Genomic DNA, 16395 nt, shown 5'->3' on the forward strand with positions numbered 1-16395 from the left:
CTGAGCAGTACAGCCTCTAAGATCGAACACAGGAACGAAAAAAAGATAGACAGTACGGCGTAAACAATGAGTAAGGTCACAGAGCTAGCTTATAGTTGACTTGATATGAGTAAAAATACCAAAAATTACCAACCCACATAACGTGGAGGCGCTACTTGTTTGAGGTTGAGGTATACAATCAGCTGTGCACGGTGATGGGTAAGGTGATCTTGCAACAGATTCAAGATCTGTAGACGGCTTTTTGGCCCAGCAAAAAAATCCACAGTTTCGGTAAAGGTTTTAGGGTCAGTAGCTTTTACGGCATCGGCTACACCGTTAAAAGAAGCTTCTAAGGATTTGATGATATTTGCCTTGGTGTCTGTGATGGCCTTAGGTTCGGTTCCTCCAAAATACGTAGTGCTCAACCAATCCATATTGCCTTTTATATGGATCAGTTGTTCTTTGAAGGTCATTTGTCCATCAGTTGGTTTGAACCCAAAATCTTCTTCGGGCATGGATTTGGCGATCTCTAAGGTGTAATTCTTAGCGTTTTCCCATTTTTCCAAAAAGGCTTCCTTGGGTGTTGTAGCCTGTGCCATAGCTCCTGTGGCTCCAAAAAGAGCAAAGGCAAATAAAAGATGTTTCATCTATTTAAAATTTTTATTTCTGAGATAATCAAGCAAATAAAAATTATCTGCATAGATCAACCGCTTCTAAGTTACGAAAGTAAACGCACTGCGTCCTTGGCAAAGTAACTCGCAATGATATTGGCTCCTGCACGCTTTATGCTGATGAGTTGTTCCATCATTACTGCATCGTGATCTAGCCATCCTTGAGCTGCTGCGGCTTTAAGCATGGCGTATTCTCCACTCACTTGATAAACGGCTACAGGGACATCAACTTCGTTGCGAACTTCTCGGACTATATCCAAATAAGCCAAACCCGGTTTTACCATGACAATATCGGCACCTTCATCAATATCCATTTGCGTTTCTTTGATGGCTTCAAAGCGGTTTGCCGGATCCATTTGATAGGTCTTCTTATCACCAAAGCCAGGCGCAGAATCCAAAGCGTCTCTAAACGGTCCGTAAAAGGCCGAGGCATACTTGGCACTGTAGCTCATAATGGCTGTGTCAATATATCCTTCTTCTTCTAAAGCTTCACGGATACTTAAAATGCGTCCGTCCATCATATCGCTGGGTGCAACCACATCGGCACCAGCAGCGGCATGAGAAACACTCATGGCTGCTAGCACTTCATTGGTTTCATCGTTTAAAATCTTCCCATCAGCAACAATACCATCGTGCCCATAGCTGGAAAAAGGATCCAAAGCCACATCGGTCATCACTAACATTCCCGGTTGTGCATTTTTTACCTCTTTAATGGCGCGTTGCATCAAGCCATCAGGATTCAATGCTTCAGTACCTTCATTGTCCTTCAGGTTGTCTGGAACCTTTACAAAGAGCAAGACGGCTTGTAGGTTCATATTCCAGAGTTCATTCACTTCACCGGCCAATTGATCCAAACTCAAGCGGTAATAGCCCGGCATGGAAGGAATCTCTTCCCGTACGCCTTTACCTTCTGTCACAAACAATGGCACCAAAAAGTCATGCGGAGTAATGATGGTTTCGCGAACCAGATTTCTCATGGCTGCGGATGAACGTAAACGTCTATTTCTAATGATGGGATACATAATCTTTTTAAGAATTTGCCGGAATCCGTGCCGCCCAATCCTTTGGGTTTTGCAACACTTCTACTAGGGCTGCTTCTGGGCTGCCCGGTTCTGGTTGATGGTTATAATGCCACTGTACATGTGGCGGTAAGCTCATTAAAATACTTTCAATGCGCCCGTTGGTCTTAAGGCCGAACAAGGTGCCTTTATCGTGGATCAGGTTGAATTCCACATAGCGTCCACGACGCACTTCTTGCCAATCTCGCTGGGCTTGGGTGTATTCTAGGTTCTTTCTGCGCTCTACAATGGGTACGTAAGCTTCTACGAAGCTATTGCCCACCTCTGTAACGAATTTATACCACTGCTCTAAGCTAAATTCTTCCGTAGGCTTGCAGTAATCGAAGAACAATCCGCCTACACCACGAGCTTCATTGCGGTGAGCGTTCCAGAAATAGTCGTCACACTTAGCTTTGTATTTGGAATAAAACTCCGGATCGTGTTTGTCACAAGCAGTTTTACACACTTCATGGAAGTGAATAGCATCTTGTTCAAACAGATAATAAGGGGTTAAGTCTTGGCCGCCACCAAACCATTGGGTGACCACATTCCCGGCTTTATCGTAGAGTTCAAAATAGCGCCAGTTCGCGTGAACGGTCGGCACCATTGGGCTTTTAGGGTGGATCACTAGAGAGAGTCCACAGGCAAAAAAGTCCGCCTCTTTTACTTTAAAATAGTCCTGCATGGCAGGGGGTAAGGCGCCGTGTACTGCGGAGATGTTCACTCCGCCTTTTTCAAATACGGCTCCGTTTTCGATCACTCGTGTACGGCCACCTCCGCCTCCTGGGCGTTCCCAAAGGTCTTCTTGAAATTTAGCTTGCCCATCTACAGCTTCTAAAGCTGAGGTAATTTGATCTTGAAGGGTTTGGATGTACTCGTGAAATTTAGTTCGCATAGTCGATTAACTTAGGTTGTTCTTTGTCCATTAATTGTACAGTTCTCAAGCTAGCTGCCGTTACCGAAAGCGGGAGTACTAAGATCAAACCTATAACAGGTATAATAAGCACTGTCATAAAAACCAATCCGTTGCCAATGGCTGATCCGCGATTGCGTTTTACAAAGCGAATGCTGTCGCTGTATCCAAAGTGTCTTTCCAAGGTATAATCCATGTTTCCGAAGCCAGCATAGTAAGCTTGCATGCAAAAGAGCAAAATTGGAGCTATCAAACCTATGACAGGGATCAGTCCTAAAAAGAAAATTGGAACAGTCCACAACAATTCCATGCCTAAATTGCGTGCGTTAATCCGAATACCGCGCCACAATTGGTCATTAAAGTCTGTATTTCTGTAAAAACGCTCACCTGGGCGCAAGTCTGCTTCGATCTTTTCAGAAACCGGACTCATAAATGGAGCGCTCAAAGCCATCACTACAGCTTTGTAAATAATAAATCCGAAGGTAATGATCATGATCACACTCAGAATCTCAGCAACTACCGCAAAGGCTTCCTTGCCCCAGTCAAAGATCCACGCCTTACTGATCAATGCGCCTAAATTATCACTCAATCCGTAGGCCGCGACAACGATTCCAAGGGCAACGACCAAACTGATAATTATAGGAACCACAAAATACCGCCACAACCCTAATCTGTTCATGAGTGGGAGTGCATCAGAATATGCTTTTATGCTTGAAAATACAGAACCGATCATAACTATTCGCTTAAATACACCAAGCGTCCAAAGCAGTACTTGGTTTCATTAACATCGAGTATTTGACGCGCTTTGAGGGCTCGTTGTTTCAAACTTTCGACAATTTCTTTTTCCGAGCTGGTCTTATAATCAGAAAACCAATACCGCCCGACCTGGTTGTTGTGCAAGTCCATGGCGCGTTCCAAGGGTTCATTCACAGAAAAGTCCTCGTGCCAAGAAGTGATTTTGTCAGCCCAAGCCAAGGTGGAAAGAATATTCGACGGATTCTTATAAATGCGCTTCATGATTAGAATATTCCACAGCGCATGTCGAATGGCATTGGCTCGGTTGTGTAAATGATGCGCTTGTCCAAACTCTCGATTACAGATTTGCATACACTCTTGGGTCGCCAAAGCAGTTTTGAGCATACGAATCGGAGAACGCAAAGTGATTCCACACAACATAAATAGCTGCGCAAAATTTAATCGCTTGAGTGTTCTCCAGAACATAGTTTATTCTTTGTAGCTCTTCACCGCCTCTATAAAAGCGCCTGCATTTTCTGTTGGGATGTTGGGTAATATTCCGTGTCCCAGGTTTACGATATAACGGTCTTTCCCGAATTCGCGAATCATTTGATGTACACGCTCTTTGATCACCGCTGGAGGCGATAACAAACGGCTTGGGTCAAAGTTTCCTTGTAAGGTAATTTTACCTCCGGAGAGATAACGTGCATTACGCGCAGAACAAGTCCAATCCACACCCAAAGCAGCTGCGCCTGACTTAGCCATATCGCCTAAAGCGAACCAGCATCCTTTACCAAAGACGATCACCGGAGCTAAAGGTTTCAAGGCAGTCACAATTTGATTGATGTATTGCAGTGAGAATTCTTGATAATCCTCAGGAGCCAACATGCCTCCCCAAGAATCAAAAACTTGAACAGCGTTTACACCAGCTTCTACCTTAGCTTTCAAATACTCAATGGTGGTATCGGTGATCTTCTGCAGTAATTGATGCGCGGCTTCTGGTTGGGTAAAACAAAACTCTTTGGCTTTGTCAAAATTCTTAGACCCTTGACCTTGCACTGTATAACATAAAATGGTCCATGGGGAACCCGCAAAACCAATTAGTGGCACCTCATCATTGAGCTTTTCTTTAGTGGCTTTAATGGCTTGCATCACATAGTTAAGCGATTCCTTAGCATCTGGAACAATGACGCGCTCTACATCTTCTGGAGTGCGCACCGGGTTAGGCAGGTATGGTCCAAAATTTGGTTTCATTTCTACCTCGATATTCATGGCTTGTGGAATCACCAAAATGTCGCTAAACAAAATAGCTGCATCCATGCCGTATCGACGAATAGGCTGCACAGTGATCTCACTGGCCAATTCCGGAGTTCTGCAGCGCGTAAAGAAATCATACTTGTGCTTAATCTCCATGAATTCTGGTAAATATCTTCCTGCTTGACGCATCATCCACGCGGGTGGACGCTCAACGGTTTCGCCTTTTAGGGCGCGTAAAAATAGATCGTTCTTTATCATGCTTTTTCTAAGTGTTGCAAGGCAGCATCCAAGACTCCATCTACAGTGGTGTGCAGAGCTGTTGCGGTATGAGGTGTAAATGCTAAAGCTTCTGCTCGGGTGGTTTCACCAATGCAGATCGCTGTGTAATTCGTGTTGTTATTGTTTTTGTGATAGCTCTGAACCCCAGTTGGACTAAAAAACAGAACAGTCTCGAACTGCTGCTCAAATTCCGGATAGTTTAAACGGGTTTCATAGGCCGGTACTTCGTGAAATACCACTTGATTTTGAGCCAGTAATTGAGGCATTTCTGGTCTTCGGAGATTTCCGCTGAAATAATAAAAAGGAATGTTTTTATGGTTTTTTATGATCTTTTGGGCCAAATCGGCGGCATTTTGACCAATTTCAATCACTTTTTGACCATTTTCTTCTAAAAGCAGTGCTGCTTTTTCTCCTACACAGTAAACCGAACGCTGTTTAATAGCCGAATCGTTATTGATAAAGGCCTTTGCTGCATTTTGGGAACTAAAAATGCAATGTTCGGCTTGCTCAGGTATCTCAAAAGTGAGCAACTCAATGGAAAGGCTGTCGTAATGAGACACGTCATATCCTGCAGCTTGCAAGCGTGCTTGTTGTTCGTCGGTTAATATTTTGGTAGACAGCAATCTCATAATTCGGTTCTAATTGCTTCCATAATTGCCGTTCCACCATCAGCTAAAAGAGCTTTGGCTAAAGCAGCTCCAAGGTCAAGTGCTTGAGCAAGTGGTGCGGTCTGATCAATAATTTTTGCTTGGCTTCCATCCAAACTATGTAAACTTCCTTTGAATTGGATCTGCTCATTTTCTATAGTCGCGATGGCTCCAATGGGCGCGGTACAACCTCCTTCAAGTGTACGTAAAAATTGACGCTCTATATGGGTACATAGAGCAGTATGTTGGTCATTGATGACTTTACAGTCTTCTAGGAGTTGTGAATCTTTCTGCTTAGCAACAACAGCTACTGCGCCTTGAGCTGGTGCTGGAATCATCCAATCCAACTGATGGAAATGATCTGGCAAGAGCTCAACGCGAGCTAAGCCTGCTTTGGCAAAAATAGCGCCGTTCCATGGATTGTCTTTTAGTTTTTGAAGCCGAGTTTGCACATTTCCTCGCAGGCCGACAACTTCATGGTTCGGGTATTTATGCAACCATTGAGCCTTTCTGCGAAGGCTTCCGGTGGCAATAGTTCCTGCTGCATTTAAGAAGTCGGTTCCTTTATGAACTAAAATATCATGAGGGTCAGCTCGCTTTAAAACTGCAGCAAGTGCGATGCCTTTTGGCAAAGCCGTAGGCATGTCTTTCATGGAGTGCACGGCCACGTCAATTTTATCTGCCAGCAGTGCAGCATCTAGAGTTTTAGTGAAGACACCAACCACTCCCAATTCATAAAGTGGTCGTTCCAAATTGAGATCCCCTTGGGAATTAATAGGCACTAAAACACAATTGTGCCCTTGAGCTTCCAAAAGTGACTTTACGGTGTTGGCTTGCCAAAGGGCCAAAGGACTTTGACGGGTTCCAATTCTAATTGCGGCCTCCATTATTGTTCGGTTTGCAGGTTGAACACTTTGCGGATCAATTCGTGTTGGTCCACCTCTGTAGTATCCATTTTGTTGAGGTGATTGGCCACTTGTGTTGTAATTTTTTGAACGATTCTATCGGTGAGTATCTGCGCTTGTTCCTCGTTGAAATCGTCTAATTTTTTACGCTGATTGTCAATCTCTGCCGCCGCATACAGATTGAGTTGTTGTTTGAGCGCACGCAGGGTTGGAGCGAATTTGCGTTTTTCTACCCACTCGTAAAATTCGGTCTCGATCAGTTCTATGATCTTATAGGCCTTTGGCACTTGCTGTGCACGCTCCGAAAGGGTGTCGTCTGCAATTTTGCTGAGTTGATCCAAATGTACCAAGTGTACCAGGGGGTTGTTCTCTACATCTTGTGACACATTTTTTGGAATCGAAAGATCCAAGATCAGCAGCGGTTTTTTAAGGTGTAGCAAGGCGTTTGAAACGGTAGGCATTTGTGCCCCAGTCGCTACAATTAGAATATCTGCCTGAGCAATCTCAGACTGTAAATTGGCGTAATCAGAAACGATCAAATTGAACTTCCCAGCAATTTTCTCAGCCTTGGATCGCGTTCGGTTGATCAAAGTGATGTGTTCGTTTCGAGTATGTTTTATGAGGTTCTCACAAGTATTGCGTCCAATTTTCCCTGTACCGAAGAGCAAAATGTTCTTATTGGTCACATAGGGAACACGGGCAAGTATGTACTGTACTGCAGCAAAACTTACTGAGGTGGCTCCACTGGATAAAGCCGTTTCATTCTTAATGCGTTTGCTGGCGCGAATCACCTCATTGATGAGTCGTTCCATAAATGGATTGAGCAACCCTAGATTTTTGGCTTGCTTGAAAGATCGTCTCAATTGACTAATGATCTCAAAATCACCCAAAATCTGAGAATCCAGTCCTGTACCCACACGGAATAAATGGCGTATTGCTTCATTCCCGGTGTAGATGTATGATGCGGTGAGAAATTCCGGTTTGTTACCGTTGGTATGATCGCAGAGCAGATCGATGAATTGATCCGCAGAACGCGCAAAGCCATAGATCTCACTGCGGTTGCAGGTTGATATTACACTGATGGCATCAATGCCTTGTTGCTTTGCACTTTCTAAAAGAGCAAGTTGCGAATCTGGACTCAAGCTAAAGTGCCCACGCGTCTCGGCATCGGCTTTCTGATAGTTCAGCCCGATAACGATAAAACGAGAGTCGGCCATAGCCGTGGTTGTTCTTTGGGTGTTCTTGCTCATAGAAACGCCGCAAAATTAATCGCTACGATTTTTAAAAAATAACGCTAGCGGTATTTATAATATCGAAGCCTGTTAATATTGACTTAAATTGAAACCTTGGGGCGCAAAATGCACTATTTTTGGGGGCTGAGATATGATAAATGTCAATTCTTTATTTAGAATGAGTCTAAATAATCAATCTTAAATTCAAAGCTAAAATGGAAAAAAGTGTCGCTAACGGCATTTACGAGCAAACGAGTATAGATCCTGGCTTTTTTGTGCTGGAATTTTTGAATGAAGAAAACACTAACGCCTTCTACAGCAGGGAAGTACGTCAAGATTGCCTGCAGTTTCATTTTTGTGTAAAAGGCAGCGGATTCTTTCAGTTCAACAACAATACTTACACCTTTCCAGCGGGAGAGAACAAAGCCATTCTTCTTTACAATCCGAAGAAAGAGCTTCCCATAGCACTCACTCTGAAGCCTGATTCGTGGTTGTTGTCTATAATTGTGCCCATTTCTAAGCTTCACAGTTTTTTTTCAACCGAAGCGAATTATATCACTTTCCTTTCGGAAGAGAACAGCAAGCAAAAGTACTATCAGGAGACCTTGATCACGCCTTCTATGGCTGTAGCCTTGAATCAGCTGCTACAATTCAACTTGCACCCAAACGTAAAGCCGCTTTATTTCAAAGCTAAGGCCTATGAATTATTGAGTTTGTATTTCAACAAACCCGAAGAGCTGGACATAGCACAATGTCCATTTTTAGCCAGTGAGGCGAATGTGAAAAAGATCAAACAAGCCAAAGAAATCATCATTAAGCGCATGGCCGAACCACCGAGTTTGCAAGAATTAGCAGATGAAGTGCAAATGCCTATCAACAGGCTTAAAGAAGGATTCAAACAGATTTATGGCGATTCTGTGTTTAGCTTTTTATTGGAGTATAAAATGGAAGTGGCGCGCCAACTTTTGGCCTCAGGAACGCTTAACGTAAACGAAGTTGGCCTAAAACTGGGCTATAGCACGGCAAGTCATTTTATTGCAGCCTTTAAAAAACGCTACGGAACCACGCCCAAGAAATTTACCATGGGTCAAACAGTATAAACGATATTGATTAATCAATTGTCAAATAATAAAACAGCGCAAGAATTATAGCCTTTAAGCGGCTTAACTTCGCAAAAAAAGTATCATGCATAAGAAAGGTGTTTTAATGGTCAATTTGGGGTCGCCAGACAGTACAGACCCTAAAGACGTAAAGCGTTATTTGGATGAGTTTTTGATGGATCCAAGAGTGATTGACGTGCCGCGTTGGGCGCGAATTCTATTGGTGAGAGGAATCATTTTGAATACCCGTCCCAAAAAGTCAGCCGAGGCCTATTCCAAAATCTGGTGGGAGGAAGGCTCTCCGCTTATCGTACTCTCAGAACGTTTACAGGCCAAAGTGCAAGAAAAACTAGAGATTCCAGTGGCATTAGCCATGCGATATGGTAGCATGACCATTAAAAATGGAATGCAAGAATTAGTGGATAAAGGCGTTGAAGAGATTCTGGTTATGCCCTTGTATCCGCAGTTTGCCATGGCAACAACAGAGACCATTACGGTGAAGGTGGAAGAATTACGCCAAGAGTTCTTCCCTCAGTTACACATCAGTACTTTGGATCCATTTTACAATGATCCTCGTTATATCAAGGTCTTATCGGAGTCTATTAGACGCGGTTTAGAAGGAAGTAATTACGAGCATTTGCTGTTCAGCTATCACGGAGTTCCGGAACGTCACATTCGCAAGAGTGATCCAACAAAATCGCACTGTAAAATAGATGGCAGTTGTTGTCAAACTCCTAGCGAGGCGCACGCATATTGTTATCGTCATCAGTGTAAAGAAACAACACGCTTGGTGGCCGAATATTTACAATTCGAGGAAGGAACCTACAGTACTACCTTTCAGTCTAGATTAGGTTTTGATCCCTGGTTGCAACCGTATACAGACCGCACCATTGAAAAAATGGGCTTAGCTGGCACGAAGCGATTGGCCATTGTTACTCCAGCATTTGTGAGTGACTGTTTGGAGACGTTAGAAGAGATTGCCATGGAAGGAGAAGAGATCTTCCATGAAGTAGGGGGAGAAGACTTTACTGTGATCCCTTGTTTGAATGAGGATGAGGATTGGGCCTCACTGCTTGCCGATTGGATTGAACACTGGCGCATTGCCGATTTAAAAACAGCAATAGCCTAAATGGCAAAAAGGAATTCCAAAGCATTGGGCACGGCCCCTATTAGCAAATTGCTGATTCAGCAGGCCGTACCGGCGTCTATTGGAATTTTGGTCATGTCTTTGAACATGATCGTTGATACCATTTTTGTAGGCCGATGGATTGGCCCTTTGGCCATATCTGCCATCACTGTTGTAATTCCTGTTACTTTTTTTATTGCCGCCATTGGTTTGGCCGTTGGTATTGGAGGAGGTTCCGTATTATCACGAGCCCTGGGTGCAGGAGACAATGACAAGGCTTTAAAGGTTTTTGGAAATCAAATAACACTGACCTTTTTTACCTCCGGGATTCTGGCCATTTTGGGTCTGGTCTTTCAAGATTATTTGATCGAGTTCTTTGGGGCAGGTGAGTCTTTTAAAGATCTCGCTTTGACCTATTACAACATAGTGCTCTACGGAATTGTGATGTTGGCCATGTGCATGATGGGTAACAATGTGATCCGAGCAGAAGGCAAACCTAAATTTGCTATGTACGCTATGATGTTGCCAGCCATTGGCAACATTTTCATGGACTGGATCTTGATCCGTGTCTTTGACATGGGCATGGAAGGTGCTGCTTGGGCGACCTTCATCAGTTATGCCATCTGTTTTGCGTTCATCTTTTGGTTCTTTGCTGTAAAGAGTGAACTCCGATTAAAATGGAGCTCCTTCTCATTACAACGCAACATTGTTCGTGAGATCAATGCCTTGAGTTTTGTGACTTTATCCCGACAAGGAGTAATTGCCGTGCTCACCATATTATTGAACAATGTACTTATTCATTATGGAGATGATTTGGACGTGGCGGTTTACGGTATCATTTCCCGTATGCTCATGTTTGCACTCTTCCCAGTTATTGGAGTAAACCAAGGATTCCTGCCTATTGCAGGGTACAATTACGGCGCTAAACAATTTGAACGCGTGCGAGAATCCATCAATACCTCCATTAAATATTCTGGAGGATTGGCCGTACTGATTTTTGCACTCATCATGGCCTTTCCGACAGAAATAGTAACTGTATTCATCGGCAGCAGTGATAATATTGACGCGCAAACCCTGGCCAACAATACAGAGATTCTAAAAAGGACTCCAAACGCCTTACGCTGGGTATTTGCCGCGACTCCCATCATTGTGGTGCAACTCATTGGGGCGAGTTACTTTCAAGCCATTGGCAAAGCGGTTCCCGCATTATTGTTGAGTCTTACCAAACAAGGTTTTTTCCTAATCCCTTTGATCTTGATATTACCGACTTATTTGGGCGTATTTGGCGTCTGGATATCCTTCCCCATAGCAGATGTGCTGGCTACAGTAGTGACTGGTTATTTCTTGAATGCTGCGGTTAAAAAGATGCGGGCAACGACTTAGTCGAACTCGTTAATCCCATAAAGGACTTCCTTCAATTTACTACCGTTGATCTCGGCTGGTTTATAGGCATTGTTAAACTTATCTATGGAATTGGTGATCTTTTGCTTTAATACTTCAAATTCTCCCGGGATCTGCCCTCTACAGAGTGCTTCGTTCTCATAGCTGGACAACATAATTGCAAATTTCTGATAGAATTTTGCCCCTTGATCGATGAAGTTATTGTACTGCGCAATGAACTGAAGCAAACGGTCTATACTGAACTCCAAATTGACTTGAAGCTTAAATGCCTGATCGCTTTTAGAAGGATCCATAATTGCCGATTGCATCTTATTTAAGTATTGATTCAAGGCTTCTTTAAGCGCGTCCCAATCATCCATTGCCCGACACTTTTCAAGGCTGTTTTGATATCCGATAGGAACGGTATATGCTCTAAAAAGTTCCTCCAATCCAGCCAAAAGGCCATCACTACTAGACTTTAAAAAAGCGGTTTCAAAGTAGATGGTGTTGAGGTCCTGATGCATATTTAAAGTAAAATCCAAAATGCATTCAATATCCTTAATAGTCGCTTCTTTCTCTTTCCGGGATTGTCCGCTATTGAACAGGGAAACCATTGAATGTACTATTGAGGTATAGATGTTTTCACCCAACAGATTCGGGAGCTCAAAATTCGATTTTTTTTGCTGCTGTTGCAGAATGCCTTTGACTTCATTAAAGGCTTCAAAACTGTTTGGATTGGCCATAGCGCTCATTTCTGAAAACGTGGTCACTGCTTCAAAATGATGATCCAAGGACAACATTTTCTCATATAGCAACCGTATCAATTGAAGTCCTTTGAGATATCTTACTTTGCTGATGTCGGCATATTCTGTTTGCTTGGTAATGTCCAATAGCTCTAACAAATGGTCCTTTCTGTAAATAAGCCTGACCAGATCTGTTGTCGTTTTTGCCATTAACATATTTTGACGGACCTCTTCAATGGCAAGGCTCAAGGTTCTGTATTCCTGTTGATAGGAATTTCGGATTTCGGTGATCTCGCTTTCTAATTCCAGCAGGATCTGATCAAAGGTCCTCTCAGGCGGAAATTCATCATGGAATGCTCTCAAAGGTTGAATGCATGCAGAATGGATAAGTGTAAATACAAGTAGTGCTTTCATGCCCTTAAATTTTGGTGAGGTATATATTGACTTGACCTTGTTCTAGGCTTATCGGATAGTTCCGCGCACTGAGTCCATTTAGTTGAGATCCCAAACGCTCTAATAAATTTTTAACTCCTTCATTGAATGTAAAGGCGGAGTCAATTGTTATAAAGCCTGCGGGAGAGCTAATGATTGTTTCAGTAAGCTGACTCTTGGCTTTTGAATCCAAAAATTCAGTATGGATCCTTAAAACGATAAGACCGTCTTCTTTGATCAAGGTTGCATTGTGTTCTTGTCTTGCGGCTTCAATGTTAATTGCGCAGATGCCACGACCGCTGCGGCACTCTCCATAACGTCCAAACTGTACTTTCGCTGTTTGTGCATGGATGGGTTGGGACAAGGCCAAAGAGGCCATGGCCATAAAAAAATAGCGTTTCATAATGTTATGTTAGCAGGGGAAGTTAAATGCGGTTAAAAGCTCTTTCTTTAGCCTTTTTGGAGGTATCTAAATTCAGTTTTGTCAGTGCCTTTTTCCTAAGCATGAGTAACCCAGTTATCAAGAAAGGACTGAATAGTATTAGGACAAAAAAAGTGGAGATTACAGTAGAGATGAGGTTCATTTCCCTCAAGACTTCTGTTTCTGATTCCATCCAAAAGGTGTTGGGATACTTTTTCAAGTAAGACGGTAAATTGATGAGCATGTGCAATAGTCCCATCCAATAAATATTTCGGACATGAATATAAACAGCACCAAAAAACACGCCCATAAAAATTGCCGCTATGGATTGATTGATCACCGACATCACATTTGCATTGGAACTCAGGTTTATTAAGTGCATCCCACCAAAGAGCAGCGCTGAGTAGACGACAGCTCGCTTCAATGGGATGTTGCGTGTCAAATAACCGTTAATTAAAAGGCCTCTAAAGATAAGTTCTTCTGCAAAGGTTTGGACGTATACAATTCCAATCAATTGAATCAAAAATACCGGTTCAAAATCACCAATAGTCACATCTGATGCGGTAGCTAGGCAGAAAATGAAACAACCCAACAAGCTAACCCAAAACCAGACCCCTACTTGTATCCCTTTGCTAAGTTTTAAACTAAATACTACGGTGTTTGACCAAAATAGAACAACAACCGCGGTGATTAATATCCCATTGGTGATCAAAATTTCAAGCAAATCAGGTAATTCAACAGGTTCAAATTGCCTTATGACCCATCCTAAGATCAGCATTGTTAGAAATAGTAGCGCAAAGCGCTTATCTATCTTAAAGAGGCCCTTCATTTTTTAGAGCATAATTAGATCACTCAGGCTAATACTGAACTCGCAGGATTCTATTTTCCAACAGCTCCAGCCCCACCAAATACATGCATTACAGGTGGTCCCAGTATCACAAGGACAACCGCAAGGAACGAACTTACAACCAATACCCTTAGAGCTTATCTTGCTGAGTTTTTGATGGTGTTTGAATTGGTTCCCTACAATTACGGCATTGAGGAATTCACGGTCTTTAAGTTTTTTATAATCACCCAACTCTTTGGAGTGATAGATGCCATCTCCGGCTTTTTGATCGTTTCCTTTGCCATCATCAGTAAAGGTAACTCCACTAAAACCAAAGCCTTCGGGGAGCTTCTTTTGACCACTGAAATCTGTGAGCTTGATTTGAAACACAAAGCTTCCATCTTTTTGATCTACCAGATCTATCTTAGTGATGGCCAAGTTTTCGCTCATATAAGTAGTAGATTGGGCCAGAGTATTGTTGTTAAAAATAAAGGTGCAGAGGAGTAACATTATGAACATGCGTACATTGATTTTCATAATATTGAGATTGTTTAGTTAATGATTGGCCTGTGGCCAGTTAGCGGGAATCAAGACACCTGGTGCCTGGTTGATTCATTTTTCAAATTTCATGTCATCAGTGTGAGGTTTTAAAAGTTAGTGATGGTGGCTTTTTGCCAGGAGGATAAAAGTAGGATGCTAATAAGCTCATTTCCAAGCATAAGAAATCTACTTTTATGTATTTAGGGTGATATTCATAAATGTGCGAACGACTCAAAATCACCGCTGTATCCCCTTTTTTAACAGCTTCTTAGCGAATTCTTGGTTATCTTTACGTAAACCAAAAATCCATCCTGATGTTTTACGCAAAGATCCGTGCAACTGTCCTTGCACTCACACTCCTTTTTGTAGCCATTCCTATTGAAACTCAAGCCCAAGCGGTAGATGAAGCCCTATACGATGCCATGGAGTATCGTTTGGTCGGTCCTTTTAGAGGCGGACGTAGCGCAGCAGTTACCGGCGTTCCCGGAAAGCCTAATTTATTCTACTTCGGAGCCACTGGAGGTGGAATTTGGCAAACCAATGACGGAGGACGTACTTGGAAGAATATTTCAGACGGTTATTTCGGTGGTTCTATCGGAGCCATTGAAGTGGCAGAAAGCGATCCCAATGTGATCTATGTGGGAGGAGGAGAAAAGACCGTTCGCGGTAATGTATCTTCTGGCTACGGAGTTTGGAAAAGTGTAGATGCCGGAAAGACTTGGACGCAAATGGGCTTGGAAAAAAGCCGACACATTCCGCGAATAGCCATTGACCCGAACGATCATAATGTAGTGTATGCTGCGGTGATGGGGAACATTTATAAACCAACCGATGAGCGCGGAGTCTATAAAAGTACAGACGGAGGGAAAACCTGGCGCAAAGTGCTTTTTGCCAACCGTGATGCAGGAGCGGTAGATTTGACTATTGATCCAAGCAATCCTCGAGTGCTTTACGCTTCTACATGGAACGTACGTAGAACACCATACAGTTTAAGTAGTGGTGGAGACGGTTCCGCTTTGTGGAAAAGTACTGATCGCGGAGAAACTTGGACAGAGATCTCTAAGAACCCTGGTTTCCCAACGGATACTTTAGGAATTATTGGCGTTACAGTTTCTCCTGTCAACGCCGATCGTGTTTGGGCTATAGTAGAAAACAAAGACAAAGGTGGAGTGTACCGTTCAGAAGACGGTGGAGCCACTTGGAGCCACATCAATAGCGAGCGAAAACTCAGACAGCGCGCTTGGTATTACACACGAATTTATGCAGATTCACAAGATGAAGATCTGGTTTATGTACTCAACGTACGCTATCATAAAAGTACAGACGGAGGTAAATCCTTCAGCACGTATAACGCCCCTCACGGAGATCACCACGATCTGTGGATTGCCCCAGAGGATCCAAAACGTATGATCATTGGAGATGACGGTGGAGCTCAGGTAACCTATGACGGTGGAGAGACTTGGAGTACTTACCACAACCAGCCAACCTCTCAATTCTACAGAGTAACTACAGACAATGCATTCCCATATCGTATTTATGCGGCACAGCAGGACAATTCTACCATAAGAATCAATCACAGAAATGAAGGATTCAGCATTGGAGAAAACGACTGGGAATCTACTGCCGGTGGAGAAAGTGCTCACATTGCCATTGATCCCTTAGACAATGATATCGTTTATGGAGGTAGTTATGACGGATTCTTAACACGCTACAATCACAGAACAGGTACTGTTCGTAGTATCAGTGTATGGCCAGACAATCCTATGGGACATGGTGCAGAAGACATGAAGTACCGTTTCCAGTGGAATTTCCCGATTATCTTCTCGCCACACAATCCGAAGAAGATGTACACCTTCTCCAACCACGTACACGTTACTACCAATGAAGGGCAGAGCTGGGACATCATTTCTCCTGATTTGACCAGAAATGATCCAGAGAAACTAAAATCTTCCGGAGGTCCAATTACGCAAGACAACACTTCTGTTGAGTACTATTGTACCATTTTTGCTGCGGCAGAATCGCCAGTAACAGAAGGCCTCATGTGGGTTGGTTCTGATGATGGCTTGGTTCATTTAAGCCGTAACGGAGGAGCTTCTTGGGAGAACGTAACTCCTAAGGGTATGCCGGAATGGATGATGATTAACAGCATAG

The 16395-nt window shown here is 43.1% G+C and carries 17 protein-coding genes; 4 read left to right on the plus strand and 13 right to left on the minus strand.

The genetic code is table 11. The features are described 5' to 3' along the window. Positions 1-125: 125 nt before the first annotated feature. From ACSLP7_RS00005 to hemA, 9 genes are all read right to left on the minus strand, one after another. The gene (locus ACSLP7_RS00005) at positions 126-626 is read right to left on the minus strand and encodes a DinB family protein (RefSeq protein WP_435577400.1); all 501 of its coding nucleotides are present in this window, start codon (positions 624-626) and stop codon (positions 126-128) included. Between the two features lie 71 nt (positions 627-697). Next, the gene (hemB, locus tag ACSLP7_RS00010; RefSeq protein WP_435577401.1) at positions 698-1672 is read right to left on the minus strand and encodes a porphobilinogen synthase; all 975 of its coding nucleotides are present in this window, start codon (positions 1670-1672) and stop codon (positions 698-700) included. A gap of 7 nt (positions 1673-1679) precedes the next feature. Continuing rightward, entirely contained in the window at positions 1680-2603 is a 924-nt protein-coding gene (hemF, locus tag ACSLP7_RS00015; protein WP_435577402.1) for an oxygen-dependent coproporphyrinogen oxidase, read from the minus strand. Next, positions 2593-3354, minus strand: a complete 762-nt coding sequence (locus ACSLP7_RS00020) for an EI24 domain-containing protein (protein WP_435577403.1) — start codon at positions 3352-3354, stop codon at positions 2593-2595. The genes hemF and ACSLP7_RS00020 overlap by 11 nt, the downstream gene beginning before the upstream one ends. Positions 3355-3356: 2 nt before the next feature. Beyond that, positions 3357-3842: a DUF6973 domain-containing protein gene (locus ACSLP7_RS00025; protein WP_435577404.1), complete on the minus strand. Its 486-nt coding sequence runs from the start codon at positions 3840-3842 to the stop codon at positions 3357-3359. 3 nt (positions 3843-3845) lie between these two features. Next, the gene (gene hemE / locus ACSLP7_RS00030; protein WP_435577405.1) at positions 3846-4871 is read right to left on the minus strand and encodes a uroporphyrinogen decarboxylase; all 1026 of its coding nucleotides are present in this window, start codon (positions 4869-4871) and stop codon (positions 3846-3848) included. Next, positions 4868-5521, minus strand: coding sequence for a uroporphyrinogen-III synthase (locus ACSLP7_RS00035; RefSeq protein WP_435577406.1), 654 nt, complete (start codon positions 5519-5521; stop codon positions 4868-4870). The genes hemE and ACSLP7_RS00035 overlap by 4 nt, the downstream gene beginning before the upstream one ends. Continuing rightward, positions 5518-6426, minus strand: coding sequence for a hydroxymethylbilane synthase (gene hemC / locus ACSLP7_RS00040; RefSeq protein ID WP_435577407.1), 909 nt, complete (start codon positions 6424-6426; stop codon positions 5518-5520). The genes ACSLP7_RS00035 and hemC overlap by 4 nt, the downstream gene beginning before the upstream one ends. Continuing rightward, the gene (gene hemA / locus ACSLP7_RS00045) at positions 6426-7694 is read right to left on the minus strand and encodes a glutamyl-tRNA reductase (RefSeq protein ID WP_435577408.1); all 1269 of its coding nucleotides are present in this window, start codon (positions 7692-7694) and stop codon (positions 6426-6428) included. The genes hemC and hemA overlap by 1 nt, the downstream gene beginning before the upstream one ends. A 197-nt stretch (positions 7695-7891) precedes the next feature. Here hemA and ACSLP7_RS00050 point away from each other — a divergent pair, with 197 nt between their 5' ends. The 3 genes from ACSLP7_RS00050 (at position 7892) to ACSLP7_RS00060 (ending at position 11285) form a co-directional block, all read left to right on the plus strand. Further along, positions 7892-8776, plus strand: a complete 885-nt coding sequence (locus tag ACSLP7_RS00050; RefSeq protein ID WP_435577409.1) for a helix-turn-helix domain-containing protein — start codon at positions 7892-7894, stop codon at positions 8774-8776. An 85-nt stretch (positions 8777-8861) separates the two neighbouring features. Beyond that, positions 8862-9905, plus strand: a complete 1044-nt coding sequence (gene hemH / locus ACSLP7_RS00055; protein WP_435577410.1) for a ferrochelatase — start codon at positions 8862-8864, stop codon at positions 9903-9905. Continuing rightward, positions 9906-11285 carry an MATE family efflux transporter gene (locus ACSLP7_RS00060; protein ID WP_435577411.1) on the plus strand — a complete coding sequence of 460 codons (1380 nt, stop codon included), beginning with the start codon at positions 9906-9908 and terminating at the stop codon, positions 11283-11285. It begins immediately after the preceding gene. Here the strand turns inward: ACSLP7_RS00060 and ACSLP7_RS00065 are convergent. From ACSLP7_RS00065 to ACSLP7_RS00080, 4 genes are read right to left on the minus strand one after another with little or no spacing between them, the layout of a single operon-like run. Beyond that, positions 11282-12439 carry a hypothetical protein gene (locus tag ACSLP7_RS00065; RefSeq protein ID WP_435577412.1) on the minus strand — a complete coding sequence of 386 codons (1158 nt, stop codon included), beginning with the start codon at positions 12437-12439 and terminating at the stop codon, positions 11282-11284. The genes ACSLP7_RS00060 and ACSLP7_RS00065 overlap by 4 nt on opposite strands. Positions 12440-12443: 4 nt before the next feature. Then, a complete protein-coding gene (locus ACSLP7_RS00070; RefSeq protein ID WP_435577413.1) occupies positions 12444-12860 on the minus strand; it encodes a hypothetical protein in 417 nt (138 codons plus the stop codon). A 22-nt stretch (positions 12861-12882) separates the two neighbouring features. Next, complete coding sequence (locus ACSLP7_RS00075) at positions 12883-13707, minus strand: lysostaphin resistance A-like protein (RefSeq protein WP_435577414.1); 825 nt, start codon at positions 13705-13707, stop codon at positions 12883-12885. A gap of 3 nt (positions 13708-13710) precedes the next feature. Further along, a complete protein-coding gene (locus ACSLP7_RS00080) occupies positions 13711-14241 on the minus strand; it encodes a hypothetical protein (protein WP_435577415.1) in 531 nt (176 codons plus the stop codon). Between the two features lie 317 nt (positions 14242-14558). Between ACSLP7_RS00080 and ACSLP7_RS00085 the strand changes: the two genes are divergently transcribed. Then, positions 14559-16395: VPS10 domain-containing protein (locus ACSLP7_RS00085; protein ID WP_435577416.1), on the plus strand; the 1837-nt coding region annotated here is incomplete at its 3' end.

Source organism: Gilvibacter sp. (genome assembly GCF_965601605.1).
Taxonomy (GTDB): Bacteria; Bacteroidota; Bacteroidia; order Flavobacteriales; family Flavobacteriaceae; genus Gilvibacter.

Bases quoted from the DNA above. Each gene is read 5' to 3' on its own strand.
- ACSLP7_RS00005 (WP_435577400.1), bottom strand. From the start codon at position 626: ATGAAACATCTTTTATTTGCCTTTGCTCTTTTTGGAGCCACAGGAGCT.
- hemB (WP_435577401.1), bottom strand. From the start codon at position 1,672: ATGTATCCCATCATTAGAAATAGACGTTTACGTTCATCCGCAGCCATG.
- hemF (WP_435577402.1), bottom strand. From the start codon at position 2,603: ATGCGAACTAAATTTCACGAGTACATCCAAACCCTTCAAGATCAAATT.
- ACSLP7_RS00020 (WP_435577403.1), bottom strand. From the start codon at position 3,354: ATGATCGGTTCTGTATTTTCAAGCATAAAAGCATATTCTGATGCACTC.
- ACSLP7_RS00025 (WP_435577404.1), bottom strand. From the start codon at position 3,842: ATGTTCTGGAGAACACTCAAGCGATTAAATTTTGCGCAGCTATTTATG.
- hemE (WP_435577405.1), bottom strand. From the start codon at position 4,871: ATGATAAAGAACGATCTATTTTTACGCGCCCTAAAAGGCGAAACCGTT.
- ACSLP7_RS00035 (WP_435577406.1), bottom strand. From the start codon at position 5,521: ATGAGATTGCTGTCTACCAAAATATTAACCGACGAACAACAAGCACGC.
- hemC (WP_435577407.1), bottom strand. From the start codon at position 6,426: ATGGAGGCCGCAATTAGAATTGGAACCCGTCAAAGTCCTTTGGCCCTT.
- hemA (WP_435577408.1), bottom strand. From the start codon at position 7,694: ATGAGCAAGAACACCCAAAGAACAACCACGGCTATGGCCGACTCTCGT.
- ACSLP7_RS00050 (WP_435577409.1), top strand. From the start codon at position 7,892: ATGGAAAAAAGTGTCGCTAACGGCATTTACGAGCAAACGAGTATAGAT.
- hemH (WP_435577410.1), top strand. From the start codon at position 8,862: ATGCATAAGAAAGGTGTTTTAATGGTCAATTTGGGGTCGCCAGACAGT.
- ACSLP7_RS00060 (WP_435577411.1), top strand. From the start codon at position 9,906: ATGGCAAAAAGGAATTCCAAAGCATTGGGCACGGCCCCTATTAGCAAA.
- ACSLP7_RS00065 (WP_435577412.1), bottom strand. From the start codon at position 12,439: ATGAAAGCACTACTTGTATTTACACTTATCCATTCTGCATGCATTCAA.
- ACSLP7_RS00070 (WP_435577413.1), bottom strand. From the start codon at position 12,860: ATGAAACGCTATTTTTTTATGGCCATGGCCTCTTTGGCCTTGTCCCAA.
- ACSLP7_RS00075 (WP_435577414.1), bottom strand. From the start codon at position 13,707: ATGAAGGGCCTCTTTAAGATAGATAAGCGCTTTGCGCTACTATTTCTA.
- ACSLP7_RS00080 (WP_435577415.1), bottom strand. From the start codon at position 14,241: ATGAAAATCAATGTACGCATGTTCATAATGTTACTCCTCTGCACCTTT.